Annotated in this window: 16 protein-coding genes and 1 pseudogene; 14 read left to right on the top strand and 3 right to left on the bottom strand. The window is 43.5% G+C overall.

Going from position 1 to position 26442, the window contains the following annotated elements; all coding sequences use genetic code 11:
• Positions 1-17: 17 nt before the first annotated feature.
• The 8 genes from scpA to FQ608_RS10830 all read left to right on the top strand — a co-directional run bounded on the left by scpA (position 18) and on the right by FQ608_RS10830 (position 15360).
• The gene (gene scpA, locus FQ608_RS27890) at positions 18-3269 is read left to right on the top strand and encodes a methylmalonyl-CoA mutase (RefSeq protein WP_158858265.1); all 3252 of its coding nucleotides are present in this window, start codon (positions 18-20) and stop codon (positions 3267-3269) included.
• A gap of 149 nt (positions 3270-3418) precedes the next feature.
• Positions 3419-5293, top strand: coding sequence for a DUF389 domain-containing protein (locus FQ608_RS10860; RefSeq protein WP_158858264.1), 1875 nt, complete (start codon positions 3419-3421; stop codon positions 5291-5293).
• 69 nt (positions 5294-5362) lie between these two features.
• Positions 5363-5803, top strand: a complete 441-nt coding sequence (locus FQ608_RS10855) for an OsmC family protein (protein ID WP_158858263.1) — start codon at positions 5363-5365, stop codon at positions 5801-5803.
• A 274-nt stretch (positions 5804-6077) separates the two neighbouring features.
• Positions 6078-8300: a sodium-translocating pyrophosphatase gene (locus tag FQ608_RS10850; RefSeq protein ID WP_158858262.1), complete on the top strand. Its 2223-nt coding sequence runs from the start codon at positions 6078-6080 to the stop codon at positions 8298-8300.
• 404 nt (positions 8301-8704) lie between these two features.
• A complete protein-coding gene (locus FQ608_RS10845; protein WP_158858261.1) occupies positions 8705-11866 on the top strand; it encodes a SusC/RagA family TonB-linked outer membrane protein in 3162 nt (1053 codons plus the stop codon).
• 230 nt (positions 11867-12096) lie between these two features.
• Positions 12097-13572 carry a SusD/RagB family nutrient-binding outer membrane lipoprotein gene (locus tag FQ608_RS10840; protein ID WP_158858260.1) on the top strand — a complete coding sequence of 492 codons (1476 nt, stop codon included), beginning with the start codon at positions 12097-12099 and terminating at the stop codon, positions 13570-13572.
• A gap of 133 nt (positions 13573-13705) precedes the next feature.
• A complete protein-coding gene (locus FQ608_RS10835; RefSeq protein ID WP_158858259.1) occupies positions 13706-14131 on the top strand; it encodes a hypothetical protein in 426 nt (141 codons plus the stop codon).
• 194 nt (positions 14132-14325) lie between these two features.
• Complete coding sequence (locus FQ608_RS10830; protein WP_158858258.1) at positions 14326-15360, top strand: N-acetylmuramoyl-L-alanine amidase; 1035 nt, start codon at positions 14326-14328, stop codon at positions 15358-15360.
• A 33-nt stretch (positions 15361-15393) separates the two neighbouring features.
• On the opposite strand, the gene FQ608_RS10825 is transcribed toward FQ608_RS10830, so the two are convergent.
• The gene (locus tag FQ608_RS10825; RefSeq protein WP_158858257.1) at positions 15394-15753 is read right to left on the bottom strand and encodes an Hpt domain-containing protein; all 360 of its coding nucleotides are present in this window, start codon (positions 15751-15753) and stop codon (positions 15394-15396) included.
• A gap of 264 nt (positions 15754-16017) precedes the next feature.
• Between FQ608_RS10825 and FQ608_RS28030 the strand changes: the two genes are divergently transcribed.
• Both FQ608_RS28030 and FQ608_RS10815 read left to right on the top strand, forming a co-directional pair.
• Positions 16018-16173, top strand: coding sequence for a 6-bladed beta-propeller (locus FQ608_RS28030; RefSeq protein ID WP_158858256.1), 156 nt, complete (start codon positions 16018-16020; stop codon positions 16171-16173).
• 394 nt (positions 16174-16567) lie between these two features.
• Positions 16568-18838, top strand: a complete 2271-nt coding sequence (locus FQ608_RS10815) for a Tex family protein (protein ID WP_158858255.1) — start codon at positions 16568-16570, stop codon at positions 18836-18838.
• A gap of 238 nt (positions 18839-19076) precedes the next feature.
• Here the strand turns inward: FQ608_RS10815 and FQ608_RS10810 are convergent, their stop codons facing one another.
• A complete protein-coding gene (locus FQ608_RS10810) occupies positions 19077-20189 on the bottom strand; it encodes an AEC family transporter (RefSeq protein WP_158858254.1) in 1113 nt (370 codons plus the stop codon).
• A 75-nt stretch (positions 20190-20264) separates the two neighbouring features.
• A complete protein-coding gene (locus FQ608_RS10805) occupies positions 20265-21437 on the bottom strand; it encodes a pyridoxal phosphate-dependent aminotransferase (protein WP_234364168.1) in 1173 nt (390 codons plus the stop codon).
• A gap of 307 nt (positions 21438-21744) precedes the next feature.
• Between FQ608_RS10805 and FQ608_RS10800 the strand changes: the two genes are divergently transcribed.
• The 4 genes and pseudogenes from FQ608_RS10800 to FQ608_RS10785 all read left to right on the top strand — a co-directional run.
• The gene (locus FQ608_RS10800) at positions 21745-21993 is read left to right on the top strand and encodes a hypothetical protein (protein WP_158858253.1); all 249 of its coding nucleotides are present in this window, start codon (positions 21745-21747) and stop codon (positions 21991-21993) included.
• Between the two features lie 2 nt (positions 21994-21995).
• Positions 21996-22763 (top strand): XRE family transcriptional regulator, encoded by a 768-nt coding sequence (locus tag FQ608_RS10795; RefSeq protein WP_158858252.1) that lies wholly within the window; start codon positions 21996-21998, stop codon positions 22761-22763.
• A 205-nt stretch (positions 22764-22968) separates the two neighbouring features.
• Positions 22969-24210 (top strand): helix-turn-helix domain-containing protein, encoded by a 1242-nt coding sequence (locus tag FQ608_RS10790; protein ID WP_158858251.1) that lies wholly within the window; start codon positions 22969-22971, stop codon positions 24208-24210.
• 532 nt (positions 24211-24742) lie between these two features.
• A pseudogene (locus tag FQ608_RS10785) lies at positions 24743-26442 on the top strand (hypothetical protein); the annotation flags it as partial.

Genomic DNA, 26442 nt, shown 5'->3' with positions numbered 1-26442 from the left:
TGCGGATAAATATACCTATGACAAAAAATGCCAAAGAGTGGTTTGCGGAAAAGACAAAAAAGGACTGGTTGGGGCTGATCCAACGAGAAGGCTTGCCAGAAAGTGCGCTGACCATAAAGTTGGAAAAGGATCTTGACATTCGCCCTTTTTATATTGCTGCAGAAGCAGTGGATTCCTTGAAGGTATTTGATAATATGTTAAATCGGAACTACTCCGAAGAGACCCAACGCCCACGGGACTGGGATAATTTGGCACCTATTTCTGTGGAAAGCGAAAGTGAGGCAAATCTGGAAATCCTGGAGGCGTTAAACGGGGGGGCAGATAGCCTTTATCTGAATCTATCCGGATCAGTGGACTGGAGTAAGCTTCTACAGGGAGTTTCAGTGGAGTATATATCAATTTGGATAGCTTTTTCTTCGGATGCGGAACACGGTATGCGTAATTTCTTGGAATATCTCCGAAAAGAAGAGTATAACTCTGAAAAAATCAAGGGTGGATTTATATGGCGGAAAGAACAACTTGAGGATGATCTCTTCAAAAGAATGTCAGAAGACTCTGTTTTTGGGGAATGGATGGCTTTTCCTGAATTTAGATGTCTGGGGATAGAGGCTTCTCAATCCGGCGGCATTCTAAATGAAGTAGATTTCTTGATTGGAAAAATGGTCCGATTAACGGAAACGTTGAAAAGCAGCTATTACCCGGTTGAAATTTTCAATAACTTCTGGTACCAATCCCCGGTTGGGTCTCATTTTACCTCACAAATAGCCAAGCTAAGGGCTATAAAGATAATCTATTCCCATTTTGCTTCCCACTACCGAATTAATTTTTTGCCAAGAGATTTTTATTTGATGGCTTTACCTCTTGCGCATGGTAAAGAAAATCAAGATCCCTATAAAACCCTTATCAGCCTAACATCGGCGTCGGTGGCCGCCGTGTTGGGAAGTGCGGACGGCATCCTGATTCGGCCAGTTGATTTTCAAGGGAAAAAACCCATTTCATTTGCAAATAGGATCGCCCGCTCTATCAGTTTGCTTTTAAAGGACGAAGCCTATCTGGACAAGGTCAATGATCCTTTGGCTGGGGCGTTTTTGTTGGAAAACCTCGTCGATGCGATCATCAGGCAAACCATCCCCCTTTTGAAAAAACATATTGAGGGGTTCGTTTGGAAGGAATTCCAACCTTCGAAAGACGTGGAGAATACCGGAACCACATGGGAAAGCCCGGAGGGAATTCCGATTCACTCCCAATTCAAGATAGCTGATATCAGCGTATTCACCTTTCTGGACTCCATTGCCGGGGTTCCTCCGTTTTTACGGGGCCCCTATGCGTCCATGTACCTGACTCGTCCCTGGACCATCAGGCAATATGCGGGTTTTTCAACCGCCGAGGAATCCAATAAATTCTACCGGCACAATTTGACAGCAGGGCAGAAGGGTTTATCCGTGGCCTTTGATTTACCGACCCACAGAGGCTACGATTCCGACCATCCACGAGTAACCGGAGACGTGGGCAAGGCAGGAGTAGCAATTGATACGGTAGAGGATATGAAGGTGCTTTTTGATGGGATTCCCTTGGATCAGATGTCAGTTTCCATGACCATGAACGGAGCCGTAATTCCAATTCTAGCCTTCTTTGTAGTGGCGGCGGAGGAGCAAGGCGTCTCTGCTGACAAGCTTACTGGGACCATTCAAAACGATATATTAAAAGAATTTATGGTCCGGAATACCTACATCTATCCCCCGGCTCCATCCATGCGGATCGTTGCGGATATTTTTCGGTATACCGCAGAGTTCATGCCCAAATTCAATTCCATATCCATCTCCGGATACCACATGCATGAGGCAGGGGCCTCTGCGGATTTGGAATTGGCTTATACACTGGCCGATGGGCTTGCCTATGTAAAGGCAGGGATAGAAGCCGGTTTGGACATTGATGCGTTTGCACCCAGATTATCTTTTTTCTGGGCAATTGGGATGAACCATTTTATGGAAATTGCCAAGCTAAGAGCCGGGCGGGTGCTTTGGGCAAAACTTATGAAAAGCATGGGAGCCAAACGTGACAAATCCATGGCATTGAGGACCCATTGCCAGACTTCCGGATGGTCACTGACACAGCAGGATCCCTTGAACAATATAGCCCGAACTACCGTGGAGGCATTGGCGGCGGTCTTGGGACATACTCAGTCCCTGCATACAAACTCCTTCGATGAGGCTATGGCTTTACCCACACCGTTTTCCGCTAAAATTGCCAGAGACACCCAGCTCTTTTTGCAGCAGGAATCCGGCTTGACGCAAACCATTGATCCTTGGGCGGGTTCTTATTATCTGGAATACCTGACGGGTAATTTGATCAAAAGGGCCGAAAAGCATCTAGAGGAAATAGAGGCGCTGGGCGGAATGCCAAATGCTATAGAAAAAGGGGTACCTAAATTGCGAATAGAGGAATCGGCGGCGAAAAAACAGGCAAGAATTGATGGAGGGAAGGACATAATAGTTGGCGTCAACCGATATAAGCAAAAGGACGGCGAGGATTTTGACCTGTTAGAGGTGGACAATGACCAGGTGCGGGAGACACAGCTTACCAAGTTGGAGGAGGTAAGGCGTATTCGTGATCCGAAAAAGGTGGCAGAGAAATTGGAAGCGATCACAGCGGCGGGAATTGCTAATTCTGGAAATTTGTTGGCATTGGCCATTGAGGCAGCAAGAGAGAGAGCTACCTTGGGTGAAATATCGGAAGCTATGGAAAAGAGTTTTGGAAGGCATAAAGCCACTACCCGGGTCTTGTCAGGAGCATATGCTGGTGAATCCGGTGATTCTTCCCTGGTCAAAAAGGCGCAACAAAAATCAGATGAATTTGCGGCTTTGGAGGGAAGGAGGCCACGCATGTTGGTAGCTAAGATAGGTCAGGATGGGCATGATCGGGGCGCGAAGATTATTGCGAGTGGGTTTTCGGATCTTGGCTTTGACGTGGATATTGGCCCCCTTTTTCAGACTCCCGAGGAAGTAGCCCGTCAGGCAACAGACAATGATGTGCATGTGGTAGGCGTCTCCTCCCTGGCAGGTGGGCATAAAACCTTGGTGCCGGCCCTGATTGATATCCTAAGAGAATTGGGCCGGTCCGACATCATGGTTGTTGCGGGAGGAGTAATACCTCCAAAAGACCACGCATTTCTGATGGAAAAAGGAGTAAGCGCCGTGTTCGGTCCCGGAACCAACCTCGGGGAAGCGGCCATACAGATCCTTGGAAAATTGATGGAGGAATCTATCTGATCAATGGTGCTTTTTCTTTATAAACAGTTATAACCATCCCTCTGTAGAGAGCGATGAAATGAGTCAAGTTAAAAAATCGCAGTTAGTACCTATGGTGCAAATTATAGGAAGTAACCCTGCTTCAAAACCTTAAGGAAAAACTGATTTTTATGAAAAGCATTGTATTACTCTTCGATGAAAAGGAAATCGAGCAAGTAGAAGAGGTCATTGTGCCTGCTTTACAAGAACAGTTAAAATTGAAATTGCCCTTCAACAATGACCTTATTGTCGAGCTGGGGATGGAAGATTTTGTGCTTACCTACTTGTCGGATGACCAGTTGAAGGAGCTACTTCCCATTGCCATGGAAAATAACTGGCGGCTCGGCCTCTTACCACATCCCAAGATGGTTCAGGCCAGACAGGGGTTTGGTGTGGAAGGAAAATTGAAATCTTCATTAGAACATTTATTGGCAGTTGAAGAAAGTATGGATATCGACCTGCTGATGGCAAACGGGAGACCTGTGTTCAATTCGCTGGTTATCGGGGAGTCATTTAGCATTATGACCGGGTCTATTCAGGAAACGGCTTGGGGTAAGTTTTGGGAAAGAATTGGGTATTTGTTTGGATTCTTTCGGGTCTTGCGTGCCCATTTATTCACCCTTGAAATGAAAGACCGAAAACCATTAAATACAGCATGCCTAGGCATGGTCATCGTGCAACATGGGCAAAGCAGCCTGCTGAGTAGAAGGGTACTTGAAGATTCATATATAAACGATGGGCGCATGCACGTCATTGCATTGGCACCCCGCAGTATCACTGGGTTACTTTGGTTTGGTATTACCAGTTTATTTCGTTTACAAAAATCAAATCAACTGCCACCCTTTGCAGGGCATATAAAGACTGGATCTATTAAAATTCTTAGTGACGAACCCATTAGCTACACCTTAGACGGTACGTTGTTGAGCTCCCAAGAATTGGAATTGGAAGTATTGCCTAAGGTTATTCGGATTGTGCCTGGAAAGTATTTGTCGGTAGAGAAGACACCATCCGTGAAGGATGTCTATAAAGTGGAAATTCTTCCCCGGGGAGAAGCTCGGGATGAACTTGTTGGCAGGCCATTGCCATTTATTAATCATGCCTCAACGGAGGAGTTCAAAGAATTGCTTACGGTTTTGCGGGCAAATGCGAAAGCAAGCAGCAGTTTTTTGGTGTTGATGGTACTTTCAACGTTTATTGCAACCTTGGGCTTGTTTGGGAATTCTTCCCCCGTAATTATTGGTGCGATGATTTTGGCACCATTAATGGCCCCCATCATATCTATGGCTATGGGAGTTTTAAGACAGGACCGCAAGCTTATCGTTGGCAGCTTTCAGGCCATTTTGTGGGGGATGTCATTTGCATACCTATGTGCGGTATTTATCACATGGCTTACACCGCTAAATATTCCCAATGATGAAATAATGGCCCGGGTCCGGCCCAATTTGTTAGATCTAGGTGTGGCGGTAGGTTCAGGAGTTGCGGGTGCCTATGCTCATGCCAAGGAAGAGGTAGCTAAAACCTTGGCTGGCGTTGCAATAGCCGTGGCCTTGGTGCCTCCGCTGGCGGTTTCCGGAATTGGGTTGGGTTGGGGTGATTGGGGTATTTTCTCAGGAGCCTTGCTATTGTTGATGACAAATCTGGCCGGTATGGTCTTGGCGGCTGCCATGGCCTTTCTGTTTTTAGGATTCAGTCCATTTAGGTTGGCGCGAAAAGGGATTTTATATGCGCTGTTTATCGTAGGATTGATCAGCATGCCACTTTTCTTTGGATTTATGGATATGGTCAAGGAAAAAGCAGTTATCTCCGAACTCAACGGACACCGCATAGAAAATGTAATTCTTCGGGATATTTCTGTACGGCAGGTGAGGCCCCTGAGGCTGGCTATCAAACTGGTTTCCGAAGAAAATCTGGACCAACAACAGATCCTAAAAATAAAAGAGGAGATTGAGAGTTTGTTAGAAGAAGAGGTAGAGTTGGAGGTTACGGTGGGGCTAAAAATCTATTGAAATTTTAGTTATTTACAGGTAAAATTTATAATTTTAACTTTACTACACACGATATAACTTAATCAAAAAATGAAAAGAAAAGCAACAGCTATTTGGAAAGGAACCGGACTCGAGGGCAAAGGTACGCTTTCTGCTCCCAGCGGTTTTTTTAATGAAACTCCCTATTCTGCCAAAACCCGCTTTGAAAATGAAGACGGCAAAGCCGGAACCAATCCGGAGGAACTAATTGCGGCAGCACATGCCGGATGCTTTAATATGGCGTTAAGTTTCCAGATTGCTGGCGAAGGAAAAACTGCCGACGAATTAAACACAGTGGCTACCGTGTCGATCGAAAAACAGGAAGCAGGAGGATTTGCCATTACGGGCATCGTCTTGGATCTAAAGGGAAAAGTATCAGGGATGGATGAGGAACAGTTTACCAAATTGGCCAATGTGGCAAAGGAAAATTGCCCCGTTAGCAAGGCACTAAAGGCCGTTCCGATTAGTCTGAATATTTCCTTCTCGTCTTAATAATAGCACAGATGCATTTAGAACCTGTCCGGGTATTTCCGGGCAGGTTTTTTTTTGTGATTTTTTGCCTTTCTCCTTTTAATCGGTAACTGCCGATTTTCAGGAAGAAATAGTATCTTTTCACTATGAGGGTCCTGTTTTTATTTGGTACCATGCATTTAAGGCACTTTTAGGTCAACAGATTCCATTTAAATCATTTCTTTATTGCAGACATAACGAATAATAATATATTTGTCGGATGTTAAAATTTTAAAACTTTCTTTAACTAGTCATTATGGAACAAGTATTTCTTTATTTGGTCCCCGTTCTGGGGATTATTGGCCTTCTGGTGATGGCTGTAAAATCGGCTTGGGTAAGCAAACAGCCTACCGGAGAAGAGAATATGGTGGAGTTAGCGGGGTATATCGCCAAAGGAGCCATGTCTTTTTTGAAAGCAGAATGGAAAGTAATGTTTTATTTTGTCGTGATAGCAGCCATTATCTTGGGATGGTCCGGCACCTTGTTAGAGCATTCCAGTCCGGTGATAGCTATCGCATTTTTGATAGGGGCAGTTTCTTCGGCTTTTGCCGGATATCTCGGTATGAAGATAGCCACCAAAGCCAATGTAAGAACTACGCAGGCGGCCAAAACCAGCCTGAAAGATGCGCTTAATGTATCCTTTACGGGAGGGTCAGTAATGGGCTTGGGCGTGGCCGGGTTGGCGGTGCTGGGAATGGGTTCACTGTTTATTGTGTTTTATTACATGTTTGTCACCTCTCAAGGCGGCGATGTCAATGGCCATGAAATGGTTACCGCGCTGGAAGTCTTAGCGGGCTTTTCTTTAGGTGCTGAATCGATTGCGCTTTTTGCCCGCGTTGGTGGAGGTATTTATACCAAAGCGGCAGACGTTGGTGCTGACTTGGTAGGAAAAGTTGAAGCAGGTATTCCTGAGGATGATGTACGCAATCCGGCAACCATTGCAGATAACGTCGGTGATAACGTGGGAGACGTAGCTGGAATGGGTGCTGATTTGTTCGGATCCTATGTGGCAACCATCTTGGCCTCTATGGTATTGGGAAGAGAAATTATTTCCGATGACAACCTTGGAGGAATTGCTCCTATTTTACTCCCTTTGGTAATTGCCGGTATGGGATTGATATTTTCTATAGTAGGTACCGTATTTGTAAAAATCGCTGATGATAACGGGAGTGTTCAAAATGCATTGAATAAAGGAAATTGGATTTCTATGTTGCTGACAGTAGCTGCATCCTATTTCCTTATTGATTATATGTTGCCCGAGGGGGAATTGGTCATGATGCGTGATCAGACAGTAGTATTTACCAAAATGGGAGTTTTTGCTGCTGTTTTTATCGGATTGATCGTTGGAGCTCTAATGAGTATTATCACGGAATATTATACCGCAATGGGCCGAAGACCTGTTAATTCCATCATCAAGCAGTCCTCCACAGGACATGCGACGAATATCATCGGCGGTCTGGCCGTAGGTATGGAATCTACTGTTTTACCAATACTGGTGCTAGCAGGTGGTATATTTACTTCCTATTTGGCGGCAGGGCTTTACGGTGTAGCTATAGCCGCCGCCGGTATGATGGCAACTACTGCCATGCAGTTGGCGATTGATGCTTTTGGTCCCATTGCGGACAATGCAGGCGGAATAGCTGAGATGGCTGGTTTGCCCAAAGAAGTTAGGGAGAGAACGGATATTTTGGATGCGGTTGGCAATACCACGGCTGCTGCCGGTAAAGGATTTGCCATTGCCTCTGCGGCACTAACCGCATTGGCATTATTTGCCGCTTATGTAGGTATTGCGGGAATTAATTCAATTGATATTTATAAAGCGGATGTGTTGTCGGGCCTTTTTGTTGGCGCGATGATTCCATTTATATTTTCTTCATTGGCCATTGCTGCCGTTGGTAGAGCGGCCATGGATATGGTAAATGAAGTAAGAAGGCAATTTAAAGAGATTCCGGGAATCATGGAATACAAAAATAAGCCGGACTACGAAAAATGTGTCGAGATTTCTACCAAGGCCTCCATTCGTGAGATGGTAGCCCCAGGCGCCATTGCCTTATTATCACCTATAGTAGTGGGCTTTTTATTTGGACATGAAGTATTGGGAGGTTTCCTGGCAGGTGTTACGGTATCCGGTGTACTGATGGGTATTTTCCAAAACAATGCCGGAGGTGCTTGGGATAATGCGAAAAAATCCTTTGAAAAAGGAGTGGAGATCAATGGCGAGATGTACTACAAGGGCTCTGAACCGCATAAGGCCTCCGTTACGGGAGATACGGTGGGTGATCCATTCAAGGATACTTCAGGCCCATCTATGAATATTTTGATCAAACTGTCATCTATAGTATCTATAGTAATAGCTCCGTTTATTCCGGGAGTTAGCCCACTGGGCATTGCTACAAATCCAGCAAAAGCTCCCGTGGAGAAAATCGTCCATATAGACCCAAGTCCGGTAACGGCCGTGGAAATACTTGAAGTCAATTAATTCTTCCATTTATTTCGTGAAACAAAAAAGGCTGTCAATTGACAGCCTTTTTTGTTTCATCCAAAAATCGTTTGCATCGATCTTCACGAGCATTGTCAGTGTTTTTAATTTGTATTTAAACCTTTTTTAAAGATTTCTGTTTTGTTTGAAATCCTATTTCGAGTTTTTTTCATATATAAATAGGTTTACTTCAGTCAAATATTGTCTTTTATTGTTTTGTTTTATGACATTTCCCATTTTTAGTTATTTATATATGGGATAATTCCTAATTTATTTAATTTTTATTTCAAATTGTTTTGAAACCATACGGGTACGAACTAAGTTTACGCCATTAGTTTGAGAATTAGGTTTTTATAGAGCCTTTTCCGAAATTTAAACTCATTATTAACCAAAACGATAAGTGCATGAAAAAAGGCTATACCAAATTTTTGGTAATATGTATGCTCTGCTTATTTTCCGTTTGCCACCTCTGGGCACAGGATATAAGTGTGACAGGAAAGGTGACCTCCCAAGATGACGGGAGCCCGCTTCCCGGAGTAAGTGTATTGGTTCAGGGTACCACCACAGGTACAGTGACAGATCTTGAGGGGGCGTATACCATATCAGTTCCAGCGGGAACCGAGGTATTGGAGTTTAGCTATATAGGCTTTAAACGACAGGCAGTGCAATTAAGGGACAGGAGTACGGTCAATGTGGCCCTAGTTCCCGATATTTCCCAGTTGTCTGAAGTAGTTGTAACTGCATTCGGTATTGAACAGGAGAAAAAATCCCTTATATCCGCCACGCAGGAGGTAAAAGGAAGGGAATTGTTTCTATCCCGAGAACCAAACATGGTGGATGCGCTGAATGCGAAAGTTGCAGGGGTGCAGGTCACCAGACAGGGAGGTTCCGCCGGAGCTGCGTCGAGTATTGTTATTAGGGGAATGTCCTCCATTTCGGGAGAAAACCAACCCTTGTTCGTTGTAGATGGCGTACCGATTGATAACAGTTTCCGTTCCAACTCCAGATCGGCAAGTGTCGATGTACCCAACCGGGCCATTGATATCAACCCCAATGACATCGAATCCATCAACGTACTGAAAGGCCCTGCCGCTACGGCACTTTATGGCTTGCAGGCAGGCAGTGGTGCTGTGATCATTACTACCAAAAAAGGTTCCCGATCTGAAACCCAAAACGTGGCGGTTAATTTCTCTTCAAACCTGTCAGTAGACCGGATCATGAATAATTTTCCAGGTCAAATGACATACGCACAAGGGGATCGCGGACTTTATACAAGAGGAACATTTGGCCATTTTGGTCCTCCTTTGAGTACATTACGATTTGATGGATCTAACAATGCCTTAGATAATCCCAGGGGTAATTTAGTAGATATGAATGACCCCTCTGCTATTGCAAGTGGGGAAATGATGCCTGTTAATAATCAGGATGCTTTCTATAGGGATGGAGTTACGTGGGATAATAACATCAGTATTTCGGCTGGAAATAAGCATAGCTCATTTTTTATATCAGCAGGGGATTACAGTCAATCGGGAATCATACCCGAAAACCAATATAATAGAAGAACCTTCCGGGTGACTGCGGAAACCTCAGTCAATGATAAATTGAGAATAACAGGCTCTGCTTTTTATGCGCATAGCACCAGCGCCCGGTTTGGGCGTGGGGACAATTTTGCCGACGTAGTTCAAGGTACTATACGGACTCCACCCAGCTTTGACAATGCAGCGGGATATACCCTACCAAATGGTCAGCAGCGCTCCTTTAGAAATAATTCCCCAGACAACCCATTTTGGACGGTTAACAACAATCCCTACACGGACGAAGTCAACCGGATATTGGGCTACATCCAAGCCAATTATGACGTTACCCCTTGGTTAAATATCATGTATCGCTTAGGTACTGATGTGGCTTCCGATAAACGTAAGCAACAGTGGGCAGTAGGCAGCTTTGGTGGAGATGCCCTTCCAGGCGGTAGAGTCCTTCAGGATACTTATAATGACCGGATTTTGAATTCGGATCTGGTGATTACGGCCAAAAAGGAAGTTGGCGATTTCAATCTGAATTGGATGGTTGGTAACAACTACTTTTCTAGAAACAATGAGCGGCAGTATTATGATGGACGAAATCTAGCCATCCCAGGTTTGTATAATATCTCCAACGTTCAAAGCAACTTGGTTCAGATCCAGAACCTAGATCGGAAAAAAACAGGGGCCGTATTCTCCAGGGTTTCGGTCGATTATAAAAACTACCTGTTCTTGGAAGTAAATGGACGTCAGGAATGGACCTCAACCTTACCTGTTCCAAACAATGCTTTCTTCTATGGCTCTGTTGGTTCCGGTTTTGTCTTTTCGGAGGCCTTTGACTTGGATGAAGGATTTTTCTCGTTCGGCAAATTGCGTGCGGCATATTCCGAAGCAGGTAGGGATACTGACCCTTATAGAGATAGGACCTATTATAATAGAGCTACCGTATCTGGTGTTTGGGGTGGAGGTTTGGTCTTTCCCCTTCCAAGCAATGTAGGCGCTGTTGCTCTTTCAACCAGTGCCGGAAACCCAACCCTAAGGCCTGAACGAAACAAAACATGGGAACTCGGTGGAGAATTTAGATTCTTTGACAACCGCCTCGGATTTGACGTTACCTATTATCGGGAACGAAACATTGATCAGATTATCGGCGTGTCCGTTCCTGGAAGTACAGGATTTGCCACGCAGTTTATTAATGCGGGAACCATCGAAAACAAAGGATGGGAAATTGTAGCCAATGTATCGCCCGTAACTGGTAGGGAGTTGAACTGGGATATGTTGTTCAATTTTTCCCGAAACAGAAATATCGTTCTAGACTTGCCTGTTGACCGAATAGCGCTGGGAGGATTTGGGAATCTACGGCCTTCGTTGATTGAAGGAGAGCCTTATGGTGTGTTTTATGGAACCGGGTTCCAACGGGATGGACAGGGTAATGTAGTTATTGGAACCAACGGCTACCCATTACTTGCCCAACCATCGGATGAAAACCCATCCGGCGAAGTACGATTGGGAGATCCTACACCTGATTTGTTGTTGGGTATCCGCAACAACCTGAACTACAAAAACTTCCTATTGACGTTCCTTTGGGACATACGGGTAGGGGGAGATGTAGCCAACGTCACTGCCAATTGGATGCGTGCACAAGGGGTGGCCGAATCAACTACCGATCGGGGAAGCCTCGTAGTTTTCCGGGGCGTAATGGCTGACGGAACTCCAAATACGACACAGGTTTTGATTGATGACGCCAATTATTACAATGCAAATACGGGTAATAGAAATATTGCGGAACGGTTTATAGAAGACGGATCCTGGGTGAGGTTGCGGGACGTGACACTTTCCTATTCCTTTCCAAATGCACTGGCAAACCGGCTCAGAATGAAGAGCCTCAATTTGAGTGCATATGGTAGAAACCTGTTGCTGTTTACGGGTTACTCCGGCGTGGATCCGGAGACCAACCTGTATGGGCCAAACAGTTCCCTCGGTGTGGATGCCTTTGGTACGCCTACGACACGCAGTGCGGGTTTGAGTTTGACTGCTGGTTTTTAAGATGTATCCTCTAAAAAGAAAGAGCATGAAATCGAGCATGACGAAAACACCTCACAGAGGGGTGATTATCAAACATGCGAGTTTACACCCCGACTGCTAGTGCGGGGCAAGTTCTGACCGTTGAAAAACAAAATATAAACAGATGAAATCGAGCATGACGCAGGCGACGCACGGAGGGATGATTATAATTGCGAGATTCCATGTGGCAACTGAAAAACAATTATAAACACATGAAATTACAAGTAAATATACTAAGAACCATTTTTGCATTCACCGCTTTGTTATGGGTGACTTCCTGTGAATTGCAGGAAGCAAACGAGAATCCCAATGCAGTTGGGGAGGTAAATGTGAACGTATTGTTGCCTGCGACGCAAGCTAATATGACTTGGGCAATAGGCGATTTTGCCTCGCAGTCGGCTAGTTCCTTTGTCCAATATATGACCGGAACATTAAATGTTCAGTTTAATATTTCGACCTATGGATATCTTCCGGCAAATTTTCAGACAACTTGGAACAATCATTACTATGCCGGAGCGATGACAGATCTCAAAACCATCATCAATTTATCCAACGAACCGGCAGGATCCGCACATTACGGAGGTGTTGCCAAAATACAGATGGCAATCCTTTTGGGTTATCTGGTTGATTTATGGGGCGATGTGCCCTTCTCTCAAGCCTTGGATCTGGATGGTTTTCCCCAACCCTCCTTCGATTCGGGAGTTGAATTGTATCAGGAAGTCTTCCGAATGCTGGATGAAGGAATAGCGGACCTGTCAGGAGAAAGTGCCTTTTCCCCTGCGCAGAATGACCTAGTATTCCCAGCTGCCAATGAGACAGCATGGAGAACTAATTCCAGACCAAGATGGATCAAATCCGCAAATGCGTTTAAAACAAGGTTTCACAATCATTTAAGTAAAGTGGATGCTATAGGTTCTGCACAACTGGCGCTGCAAGCCATTCAGGCCGGAACCTTTGTCAACAACGCAGAGGAGATGAAGGTGTCTTTCGGCAATACCCCGGATGCTGCCGGACCTTGGTTTGGGTATCTATTGGGCTCCTTTGGGCAAAATAATATTTCCGTAACCCAGGAATTTATCGACCTTCTGGAGGATAGGGTAGAAGTCGGAACGGATGATCCCCGGTTGGAATTTTATGTCAGCAGAAATAGTAACGGAGAATATTTGGGAACCCCCAACGGAGGTACAACCGTCACTAACAGGTCCATTTTGGGACCCTATGTAAATTCAGCGCAGGCACCTACCAACATCATCACGTATGCGGAAGTAAAGTTTATTGAGGCGGAAGCCAATTTCCGATTGGGTCAATTTGACGCAGCAGCGTCCGCCTTCAACGATGCTGTAAAAGCATCTATCCTTCGTGTGACCGGAGAGGCAAATGCAGCCTATGAGGCACAATTTGCCAGCGAAACCGGTGCTTCGATCCAAGTTGACGGATTGGAGAAAATCTTTACCGAGAAATATATTGCCATGTTTTTACAAACAGAAGCCTGGGCAGATTGGAGAAGAAGCATTCCCGCAGGTGCGCCTCCGACTACTTCCGGAATCCCTAACTTGCAACCGGCCCCAGGGAACTCAACAGATGACGCTTTTCCGCGTCGGTTCCTATACCCTCCTTCCGAATTGGATAACAATTCAGCGAACATTCCGGAGACTTCCCTGCTGGCAAAAGTATTCTGGGACTTATAACATTCACTTTAGATGAAAATCAACATGAAATCGAGCATGACGCAGACTACTTACAGAGGGATTATTATTGCGAGATTCCACTCCGACCTTCGGTGCGGGACAAGTTATGAACGCTGAAAAAAAATATAAACATATGAAATTTCAAAGCTATATATTCAGTTTCTTACTACTCATTGGTTTTACAGGATGTTTCAATGAGTATGATGAAGGGTATGATTTGATTGGCAGGGTAGCTACCATTCCAGTGCTTACTCTTTCGCAGACAGAGGCGGTGCCAGGAGCGGCTGTAGCTGTTACTTTCAGGTATTACTCCGAACATGAACCTGTTACAGAACTGCGGCTTATTCAGGTCGTGAATGGTGAGCGGACGACAGTGTCCACGAAAGCTATTTCCGGTCATAACCTACGGGATTCCTATCAGGATAGTTTTACCTACACTGTGCCGGCACTTAGTCCGGTTACGGTTACACTGAGGGTGGAGGTTGTTACAGCCAACTCCCTAGCGAATGGAAGACAGGCGAATTTGGACGTTGTGGAAGAAGAGGAAGAGGTTGAATAAGGTGATTTACTGAATAGGGGAGGGCATATAGCTCTTCCCTTTATTCTTAAACCCACAGTCCATCCATCTTTTATTGATAATCAGTTACTTGTTTAGATTTTTCCAGGTGAAACTGGGCGATTTATCTTCATAAATTAAAGGAAGTACCGCACCTTATAGGTATTTATATCAGTTTTTGTGTTTATTTTGAATATATGATTCTATTCCTACCAAAAGGGGGTCGTTGGACCCGCAGTGTTGTGCTTTTGTTGATCATTCCCATATTATTCTTGGTGGGTTGCCCAGAGAATACTTTCGGTCAGCAAAATAACGTGCTAAATGGAAAGATTATCTGCCTGGATCCCGGGCATGGAGGAACCGCGGCAACAGACAGCTATCGGGTAGGGCCTACCGGGGAGCGGGAAGAGTGGATCAACCTGCGGGTAGGAATGTACTTGAAAAAAATGCTTCAGAAGCAGGGGGCAACTGTATTGATGACCCGTGAAGCGGATGTGCAAGTTGCACTTGCGGACAGGGCAGAATTGGCAGTCAATGGAAAAGCGGACGTGTTTATTTCCATCCATCATAACGCCACTGCGGATCGAAGCGTTAATTTCCCCATACTGTATTTTCATGGAAGTGCCATGGAAAATGAGGCCAGTGTTTTGTTGGGAAAGTTGATCGCCAAAGAATTCAGAGAAACCTTATTTGACTCGGAGGGACCAGTAAGCCTGGTATCCGATTTCGCTATTTTCCCCAACGCTGGGGCAGGGGTTTTAAGGGGAACGTATGGCATCCCGGCTATTCTGGCAGAGGCATCGTTTTTCTCTAAGGCCGATGAAGAGAAGCGGCTGAAAAAAAAGAGGTATAACAAACAGGAAGCAAAAGCTTATGTAAATGCCCTCACCGTATTTTTTGAAAAAGAGGAAATTCCTCCAGTTCGTGAAAAATCCCAACCCCTGACAATTCCTCCTTTTCCGGTATTTCAGGAAGCGGAACGGATGAGGCCTGAGGCCTTATTGTGGAAGGAAAATTATTTGAAAGGCAAAGAGTTGGTGGAGCAGGGAGATCCATCTCTACTTGAAGAAGCGATGGAATACCTGGATCTTTCCGTGAGGTCATTTGCCGATTCTTACGTGGCTAGGGAGGCGCATTTGCTACGAAGCAAGGTGCTTCAAATGCAAGGAAAAAAGGATGAAGCCGCTACCGAAGCTTTGCGGGCCGAAGCCTTTTATGTTCCTGTTCCTTAATTAAAAGATTCACCTTGTATAGACAGATACCGATCAGGCGAAGTGATTTTCCAACTGTACCATTACCCGTCGCAGTAAGGAATTGGACTGGGAAATTTTCTCAGACAGCGTTGATGATTCAGGATTGTTTTCAGCCAAGTGTTCTACTTCCCTAATCCACTGGCTTAGATCTGTAATGCGGAAATTATCCACACTGGGTTTAAGCTGATGGGCCAGGTTTTTAATTAGAGTAATGTCATTTTCGGCGACCCCTTTTTCCAGTCCAGAGATGGAACTTGCGGCTTGTTCCAAAAACAAAATGATCATCTGACGGATAAAATCCTCACTGCCTCCGCTAATTTCCTCCAAATTACTCAGGTTGTATAGTTTTTCACTTTGTTCCTGGCTGTCCATCTCTTGTTTTGTTGAATATTCGGGTTTAGGTACCAAAAATACGAATTGTTGCCAAATTCATGCGTGTTTTTCAAATTAAAACATTAATTTCCTATCGGGTCTGAGTATTTTGCCTTCCCAACTATGCTGTTAAACTTCAACTGGATCAGTTTTAACGTCCTCTAGAATTTTTTATTAAATATTTGTTTTTACTCAACTTTTTCGTCCTCGCTTTAGGATGCTCCCAGGATAACGTTCAGTCGAGCCAAACTATTTCGGTTTTCATTGACGTATCCAAAGGCATTGATTGAACTTTACTGTTATTTTTTAGAAGTTTCTATTATTCCTCTGGAGACTAGCGACGAGATCTTACTTGGGAGTGTCGATGATTTGTTGTTTTCTGACAGATACATATTTGTTTTGGACCGGGTAAAGTCATAGTGTGTGAACACTAGGAAATAAAAGAAAAAACAAAATAGAGTCTAGTTGAGCAGGTTGAGATTGATTTGAGTGAATGATTGACGGCAGGATCTGGATCACAATGACAACAATGCAGATCCTCATCACCCATACTTGGGTTTTTTACAAAATCTTCAAATTAACCCTGACGGTAATCCATACTGTTTATATATAAAATGAAACTCTCACTGGATTTCTAATTTCTACCTACAGCTCGCATTTTTCAGAAAAATAGCCCCCAATGGATTCAAAAGTACAAACCGTTCTCGAAATTTCCCGCCTGCGGTTTTTTTAAAGTTTTTTCTGCGGGACAGCGATTTTAAACTTAAATTGCGCCCGAATTCAATCCAACTGATTATCCGTTACCTTTTGATTTATGACTAATTTGAATCACTATTTTAAAATTGCCGAAGAAATAGGCGTATTGTTAAAACAGGTGGACAGCACTGTCGCCTTGCTGGATGAGGGTGCTACTGTGCCCTTTATCTCCCGGTACCGCAAGGAAGTGACCGGCAGTCTGGATGAGGTCCAGGTAGCCACCATTAGGGACCGGATACAGCAACTGAGAGATTTGGACAAAAGGAAAGAGGCTGTGCTCAAGTCCATCAAGGAGCAGGGCAAGTTGACCCCGGAGTTGGAGAAGAAGATTGAAGCTGCCGAAACTATGTCCATCTTGGAAGACATCTACCTGCCTTATAAACCAAAGAGACGGACCAAAGGAACCATTGCCAAAGAGAAAGGATTGGAACCATTGGCAACGCAGCTCTTCGAACAAGTTGCGGGCTTGAATCCGGAAGTACTGGCTGCTGAATTTGTGGATGCGGAAAAGGAAGTGGCAAACGTAGAGGAAGCCCTACAGGGTGCCAGAGATATCATGGCCGAATGGATCAATGAGGATGCTGAAACACGAAAAAAGGTAAGACAACTTTTTATAGAAGAGGGGAAATTCACGAGCAAGGTCATCCCAGGCAAAGAAGAAGAAGCAGCCAAATACCGGGATTATTTTGAGTGGTCCGAACCGATCAAAACTGCTCCTTCGCATAGGGTTCTTGCTATGAGAAGGGGCGAGAAAGAACTATTCCTGATGTTGGACACCTGTCCGGAGGAAATGGATGCCATCGCCGTAATCGAAAAACAGGTGATCACCGGACACGGTGCTACTGCCGAACAGGTGAAGTTGGCTGTTAAGGACAGTTATAAAAGATTACTTAAACCTTCTATGGAAACCGAAGTTCGGTTGTATTCTAAGAAAAAGGCAGATGAGGAAGCCATACGGGTATTTGCAGACAATCTGCGGCAACTGCTATTGGCAGCTCCTTTGGGCGAAAAAGCGGTGATCGCCATTGATCCCGGATTTAGGACTGGATGTAAGATGGTTTGCCTCGGTCCCCAGGGACAGTTTTTGGAATATGAAACCATATACCCCAATGAACCCCAACGAAAGGTTGCGCTTTCGGCGGCAACTATCCTGCAATGGGTCAAGAAATATGAAGTAAAAGCCATCGCTATCGGAAACGGTACTGCGGGCAGGGAAACGGAAACTTTCGTCAAGGCTATCGGTTTACCGAGTGAGGTAATTGTCGTGATGGTCAATGAAAGTGGTGCCTCAATCTATTCCGCTTCAGATGTGGCAAGGGAAGAATTCCCTGATTTTGACCTGACAGTTAGGGGAGCGGTTTCTATTGGAAGAAGACTAATGGATCCCTTGGCGGAGCTCGTAAAGATAGATGCCAAATCCATAGGTGTGGGGCAATACCAGCATGATGTGGATCAGCCTGCACTCAAAAACTCCCTGGACGATACCGTTATGAGTTGTGTCAATGGAGTAGGGGTAGAAGTAAACACAGCGTCCAAGCAGTTGCTGACCTATGTCTCAGGATTGGGGCCAGCGTTGGCTCAGAATATTGTACAATACAGAAATGAAAACGGTCCCTTCAAAAGCAGGGAAGAAATCAGAAAAGTGCCCAGACTGGGAGACAAAGCTTATGAACAGGCAGCAGGCTTTCTTAGAATAAGGAATGGGGCCAATCCACTGGACTCGAGTGCAGTGCATCCGGAAAGGTACGTACTTGTAGCCAGAATGGCCAAGGACTTGGGCTGCCAGGTGAACGAACTGCTTCGTGAAAAATCCCTTGCGGAAAAAATTCCCTTAAAAGACTACGTCAGTGAGGAAGTAGGTCTACCAACGTTGAAGGATATCCTTGAAGAACTTTCCAAGCCGGGTCGAGATCCCCGAGAGACCTTTGAAGTTTTTAGCTTCGAAGAGGGAATCAACAGTATGAAAGATCTAAAGGTGGGAATGAAACTGCCGGGACTCGTCACCAATATCACCAAATTTGGTGCATTTGTGGATATAGGTGTGCATCAGGATGGATTGGTACACTTAAGTCATTTGGCCGACAGATTTATTAAAGACCCTTCCGAGGCAGTGACTGTGAACCAAAAGGTTGAAGTCACCGTAATGGAAGTGGATATAGCAAGAAAGCGTATCGGACTAAGCATGAAAGCAGATCCATTTGCGGAAAAAGGACCTGGTACCAAAAGAGAAGGCGGCAAACCGAACGCAGCTAGGAGAGTAGCCAAAGAACCCGAGCCAGAAGGTGACTTGGCAGCAAAATTGGCCTTGCTGAAAAACAAGTTCCGATAAAAAAGGTAATCGTTTCAAGAGAGCCGCTGTGTAATTCCAGCGGCTTTTTTTATTCCTACTAGCAGCTAACTAAGCTGTCGATAATTCCATATTGACCTTTCTAAAAGAAAAGAGCCGTATTTCTACGGCTCTTTTCAAGGGTTTTGATAGGCAAGTTGGTGATTCTTCACTTTTTTAATCCAGCCATTCTCAAAGGTTTGTTAGTGGTTTGTTGTCTTGAACAAGAAAGAAATTTTAACTATTGACTTTCTTTTTCCAATGTGGGGTTATATTCAATGATATTGAACCATGACAGTACGGGTTTGATAATTCCAAGGGCAATCAATCCGAAACCTACACTAAATAGGGTGGTAGTCGTTGCGAACAGTTCTCCAAAGGAAAAGACCGTTAGCATGATAATAGTTGCGAATGGCAACGAAACACCGATAATGTTAACAGCCAACTCCATATCAAAGGTTTTTCTCTTTTGAATTTCAGATTTTTGTTCCATGGCGGAAATGGCGGCCATATGCGCAAACGGCCAGAAGCTTACCGCACTTTGTGGAAATACTACCAGCACCATAATCGCCGCATAGGATAACTGCGGAGCGAATACCAAAACGATACCACTGAGTAAAAACGTCAATCCCGCACGGACCATAAGTAAGCCGGCAATTTTTCGAATTTGTTTCCAGTTAAATATCACGGCGATACCAATAAATATCAATACCAAAGGTGTCATTAAGTTGCTCAGCGTGTTGATTGCCGAAGAAATAAAGACTGGCAAATCAACCAAGTGAATGTCCAGGCTAAGCAAAACCAAGGCTAGAATAATGACAATATTTATCGGTTCGTTGATTAAACTCAACAATAGGGATTTGATTTTATCACCGTTTCCTGCCTTTATCTCCGTATTGATCTTGTAATACCAGCGCATGGCGATCATATAGGCGATAATTAGCACAAATATTTTGTTTCCAATATCAGCCAATGCACCCCAGGCCAAGGCGTCATCACCCAAGTATTCAATTAGGAATGGAAAACAGGAAAGACCCGGTGCCAGGGAAGGAAACAGAAGTAAGTAAGTTCGGTAGGTACTGGTATCCTTTTCTATTCCGAATGCGGGTAAAGTATACTTCAAGATAAAGTACAGAATGACATTAAATGCTATTGCTAATATGGGCAACATGATAAGGTCAGGCTGTACTTCTGCTTTTAGCAAGGCTACAAAGATGATAGCAGGTAAAGCAATCGTCAATATCAGTGTTTTTAATCCCTTCTGTTGGGCAGGATCCTTTAGTTTCCCTCTTAACAAAAACCCAATAACCAATAACAATAGCAAGGAAAGCGTCTTTTGGACTGCTATATTCATAAGTTGATTTTAATTGTTGTGGTTAGTATATGAAGGTTATTTGGGTTTACTGTTTATTGGTTTGGGAATACGAAATTAGGTAGTAGCTACTTTCAATGCATCCACAAATAGCTTCATCTCATCCATGGTACCCATACTTACACGGCACCAAGGAGAATCAGCAATGGAATATGCCCGAATACCTACACCTTGATCCATCATTTTTTTGGAAAAGGCTCTTCCGTCTTCCTGAATAGGGAAAATCATAAAAGAGGTGTGGGAAGGGATTTCTTTGAAACCCATTGCCTGAATTTTGTCAGAAGTAAATTCTCTGGATTCTTTGTTCCACTTTCTGCAGTTAACAATGAATTGTTCATCCTGAAGACTGGCAATAGCGCCTTTTAAAGAAGTGACGCACAAGCCCATAGTTCCTCGTACCATTTTGGTAATAGAGTTGATTCTTTCTTCTGTGGCTACCAAATATCCAATTCTCAATCCAGCCATTCCATGAACTTTAGAGAATGTTCTTGCAATCATGACATCGTATCCTTCACTTACCAAGTCTGCCATGGTGTTATCTTCTGGCTTGTCCATAAATTCCAAATATGCTTCGTCAACGAAAATTGGAGTTTTCTTGGAAGCAGTTTTGCAAAATTCCTTCAAAGAACCAGCTTCAGTGATGGCACCCATTGGATTGTTTGGGTTACATACATAAACAAGTTTTGTATCGCTGTCTATGGCTGAAGTCATGCCGGGAAGATCGTGAGAATAGTCAGCTTTCAAAGGAACTGCTTTCCAGCTTCCACCTACTGCTTGTGCAGTGTTTACTAATGACATATATGATGGATCCGCAGAAACCACATTTCCTCCGTCTTTGCACAGAACAATCGCTGTTTTTTCAAGCAAATCTGTTGAACCTGGACCCAACATGATGTTTTCCGGCTTTACGCCTTCTTTTTCAGCTATGATGCTAATCAGGTATGCTGCATCAGCATGTCCGTAGCGGTTACCGGTATTAATGGATTCCGCAATTGCCTTTTGCACTTTTGTAGAAGGCCCGAATGGATTTTCGTTCGCCAAAAGCCTGGCTTTCATTTTAACCTCATTATATATAGGGTTCAATTCCCAAAGCATGCTTTCCCTGCTCCAGGTTGCAGTTGCGTTGGCGGCGCTTCCGGATTTCGCCAAAAGATTTCCGGATAATAAAGACATTGATCCAAGGCCCAAAACACTGGTTTTAAGCCAATCTCTTCTGTTGATGTTTTTCATAAGTAGTATAAAGTGAGTTATTGATTCTTATTGGTTATAAATTTAGCTGAAATAACTTTCAAAAAAAATATCTTTATCAAAAATAGGTTTTAAAAACACCTATAAAATTTAAAAATGGTATGAATTTAAATTAAATAGGTATAAAAAGCTACCTATGACTTGAATTATGTGATTCAAACTAAAGTATCTGGTTTATTTTTTAATCAAAATAATACTTAGTTATATTTGTTTATAAAATAAACATCACTATATTAGCATTGTTTATTTTGTAAACATGTCCCAATTGGCTAATTCAATCAACATACCAATGAGAACCATTACCTACACCAGCAAAAAGTTGGATTCGGGGAATTTGCAAATCAAATTCTATATAGATGACAACGAAAAATCCCGCTATGGCTACCTTTTGACTCCCTCAGGAAAAAGTGCGGATGAAATTGTTCAGGAAATCCAAGAGCGCATTCAATTCAGGGAGTCCGCAAAACACGACTTGCTTAGATTTTCGTTTAAGGAAGGTTGGAAGGACGATTATAATTTTTTCCTTTATACGGCTTAACGATGTATCTGGGTAAAAACATAAAACTCCTTCGTCAGCAAGCGGGTTTGACACAGGAAGCGCTTTCTGAGCACTTGGGTGTGCAGCGAACTATGATATCCGCCTACGAGGATGGGCGCTCGGAACCAAAACTACCCTCCTTAACTATCCTTGCTGAAATTTTTGGTGTTTCCGTGGATAGGCTGCTTCGGCATGACCTGTCAAATGGAAATCAGATTCAGGTAAACTTGGATCCCGACAAGATCCTGACCGTCGCCGTAGATAAGGAGGATAATGAAACTATTATCCTAATTGGTCAAAAGGCATCTGCCGGATATCTGAATGGCTTTGCCGATCCGGAGTATGTAGGGAATCAGCCCCAGTTCCATTTGCCCCACCTTTCCCGCAATCAAACCTACAGAGCCTTTGAAATTAGCGGGGACAGTATGTTGCCAATTGTTCCGGGGACTGTGATTGTAGGTTCGTTTATAAATAATGCCAAAGAGATAAAAAATGGCAAAACCTATGTCTTGGTTACCAAGAGCGAAGGAATCGTATACAAGCGGGTGTTCAATTATTTGGAGGATAAGGGGAAGCTTTTTCTGGTTTCGGACAATGATCGGTATAAGCCGTTTGAGGTCTTTGGGGAGGATATAGTAGAAGTTTGGGAAGCAAAGGCCTTTATCAGTCTGGAATTTCCCGAACAGCCGGATCAGAAAAAGGAGGTTACGCTAGAGGATATTGCTAAAATGATACAGGAGCTAAAGACGGATATTTCCAGTGCGAGGTGATTTTTTCCGCTTGTGCTTTTTTATAAATTGAAAAGTATGGGATTACGGGTTTTTTCTCAAACGGTAGCTGTTGTCTATAATAGTTCCGAAAAAATTAACTTTCCAAGAAAATTCTCCTATTTGTTCAATTTATTTTCTAAATTCAGTCATTAATAAGTTACAATTGTAAAACTTTTAAACATTTACCCAATGCCTATTTAGAATTATGGAGTTTTATTTGCTGTTTGTCATCGTAATTTTCGCTGTTGCTACTTTCAATAGCTTTGTCTTGGCGGTCAAACGAGAAAAACATATTGGTGGATATAGGTTCCTTTATATTTCGTTGTTTTTTTATAATTTCTGTTTGGCCATCTATTATATTTGGTTTGAGGCAGGATTTATAATTGAAGTACCACAATTATTGAGGACTTTCAGTCCGTTGATGTATCTGTGTGCGCCATTTTTCTACTTTTTTATAAGAAATACGATCTTTAGATCAACAGGATTCCGGAAAAGAGATTGGATTCATTTTCTTCCTGCCCTCGTCCATTTATTGGATTTGCTACCTTTTTATTTCGAGTCTGCCGAAGTTAAATCTGCGTATGCCGAATTATTAGTATCTGATCATTCCAAATTTAATTTCGAAGCTGGTGGATTAATTCCAATTCAATTCCATTATCTGTTTAGAATATGCCTTCAGACCGGCTATTTTGCCTATTCAGTATATTTAGTACATAGGTTGCGACCTGAGATTTTCAATACTAGTTTAAGTAAAAGGCAGAATTATGATATTACGATCGTATTGGCAAGTATAGGTTGGTTAGTTGTATTTCAATTTGCGTATGCTTTTTTCGAGGTTTTGATATATTTTGGGTCAGCTGACTTGTTAGTGGAGAATTATTTTTTAAGAAGAATTTCTCTAATTGGACTTCTTGTTCTGAACCTTTTTGTCAATTTTGGAGCTGGATTTATGAAAGTGCGTGGCGGTAACAAAGACTCAAGATTTGCCGAAGTGGATAATGATCAAATCCGTGGCCTAAATTCCCAAGAAGCAGACCAACCTGAAAAGAATAGAAAGTCATCTACAGGACAACTGGACGCTATAGGACGAATGGAAACAGCCCAAATTAAAAAGGAGATCCTATCGATAATGGAAAAAGAGCAAATTTTCACCGAAATAGGGTTGACATTGAACAATTTTGCCAAGCGTATCCATAAATCTCCCAAGTTGGTGTCATTGGTAATCAATAATGAATTTGATAAAAATTTCAACGAATTTTTAAACCAATATAGGATAGCATATTCCATTTCCAAGATAGAAGATGGGTACCTTGATTATTATACGTTAGAAGCATTGGGGGAGATGGCGGGATTCAATTCAAGAACTACCTTTTTCAATGCCTTCAAAAAGGCAAAAGGATGCAGTCCATCTGAATATTGGAAAAATTTCCAGCAAATCCCATCATAATTCCGAAAAGAATTATTTGCGGCATAGCGTTTTTTTTTTACTAACCTGTGCTTCCTTATGGAGAATTGAGCATTAAAACTGATAGGATTTTTGTATTAGAAAAATGTCTCCATTACCAATTATGGTGTCTTTTTTTGATCATATAAATACTCGAAATTCATATGAATTATTAAACGTATTTGAAGTTCAAGGCAAAAATTCCACTTATCTGACAAATTTCATTTTTTAGCCTCACGCTTTTATAATCTGATTATTGAATTTTAAAGGTAGGTAAATCATGTTTAACCAAAGCACGTTTCAAAATAGGTTTTTGAAACATACAAATATTGAATAGGGGCTTAGAATTGGTGTGCTTTACAAGAAAAATCAAGAGATAATTTATCAACAGCTAATTCAACTTCGAAGCTATTTCTTAATTTAAATTTAATCTTTTAAGTGCCCGCACAGCTATCATTATTCAAATGTTTAGACAGTTGTATTATTAGACATTCTGTGTGTAAAAAAATTATCTCAAATAAATTTTTAATGTGATATGGAGAAAAATCTACTCTTGTTAATCTTTTTTTTAATTATCCCTTATTTCCTCCATGCTCAGGTAGGAATAGGAACTGAGAATCCCCATGCGTCTGCGGCATTGGAAATTCAATCATATGACAAGGGACTTTTAATTCCTCGGTTAACGAATACACAAAAAAACGATATTCCGAATCCATCCGAAGCTTTGCTTATTTATCAAATTGATGGTGATTCCGGATTTTATTTTTTTAACGGAAATAGCTGGTCTTTAATTAATAATTCGGCTCATAATTACTCAGATTGGAATGCGGTTAGTGGTGATACCCAGATTTTAAACAAACCGAATTTATCCAAAGTTGCACTAACGGGTGAATTTACTGATCTGATTAACATTCCAGCGATCCTCTACGCTGCTGATACCTCAAAAATGTTATTGCCTTACTTGACACTTTCGAAGATTCAGCCGTTTCTCGATTCAAAAGTAGATTTATCATTATTTGAATTTGAAATTGCTAAAGCAGTAGCTGCCGAGGATAAGCTAAGTGCCGATCTCATTGCCGAAACTACCCGTGCAACGGATGCCGAAAATATCTTATCCACAGACCTTATAGCTGAAACAGCGCGGGCGACTGCCGCGGAAGGAGTTTTGCAGGACAATATTGACGCCAACAAAACGGCCGCGGAAACTGCCATTGCCCTAAAGGAGGATTCCGCCAACAAGTCCACCGACATCACCCTTTCGGACGCCACCAACACCAGGTTCCCGACAGAACTTGCCGTGAGAACCTTCGTCAACGCATCCGCAGCGGAAGGCAGCGGGGCCCTTGCCGGCGAGGTTGCCCGTGCCACGGCTGCCGAAGAAAAGCTGGCCACAGACCTTGCCGCTGAAACGAACAGGGCAATTGATGCGGAAACTACACTATTTGGAGACCTTGCCGCTGAAACAACCCGGGCAACTACCGCCGAGGATAAGCTAAACGCCGATCTTACTGCTGAAACTACCCGGGCAATGGATGCGGAAAGCGTCTTAACCACAGACATTATAACCGAGACAGTCCGTGCGACTGCAGCGGAAGAAGTTTTGCAGGTCAATATCGAGACGGTTCAAGACAATGTGGACGCCTACAAAACGGCTGCAGAAACTGCCATCGCCCTAAAGGAGGACGCTGCCAACAAGTCCACCGATATCACCCTTTCAGACGCCACGAACACCAAGTTCCCGACAGAGCTTGCCGTGAAAACCTTCGTCAACGCATCAGCGGCGGAAGGCAGCGGTGCCCTTGCCGACGAAGTTGCCCGTGCCATTGCGGCCGAAGAAAAACTCGCCACAGATCTTACTGCCGAAACCAACCGTGCAATTGAAGCGGAAACCACAATATCCGGTGACCTTGCCGCGGAGGTTACCCGTGCAGTTGATGCCGAAAATTCGTTAGCCACTGACCTAGCCGCTGAAACAATTAGGGCAACTACCGCCGAGGATAAGCTAAGTGCCGATCTTATTGCTGAAACTACCCGTGCAATGGATGCCGAAAGCCTCCTATCCACAGACATTTTAGCGGAAACAACCCGTGCGACTGCCTCGGAAATAGTTTTGCAGGCCAATATCGGGACGGTGCAGGGCAATGTGGATGCCAACAAAACGGCTGCAGAAACTGCCATCGCCCTAAAGGAGGATGCCGCCAACAAGTCCACCGATATTACCCTATCTGACGCCAC

The sequence above is a fragment of the Lunatibacter salilacus genome (assembly GCF_009797935.1).
Classification (GTDB): domain Bacteria; phylum Bacteroidota; class Bacteroidia; order Cytophagales; family Cyclobacteriaceae; genus Lunatibacter; species Lunatibacter salilacus.
This window is presented reverse-complemented; position numbering and strand designations above follow the sequence as displayed.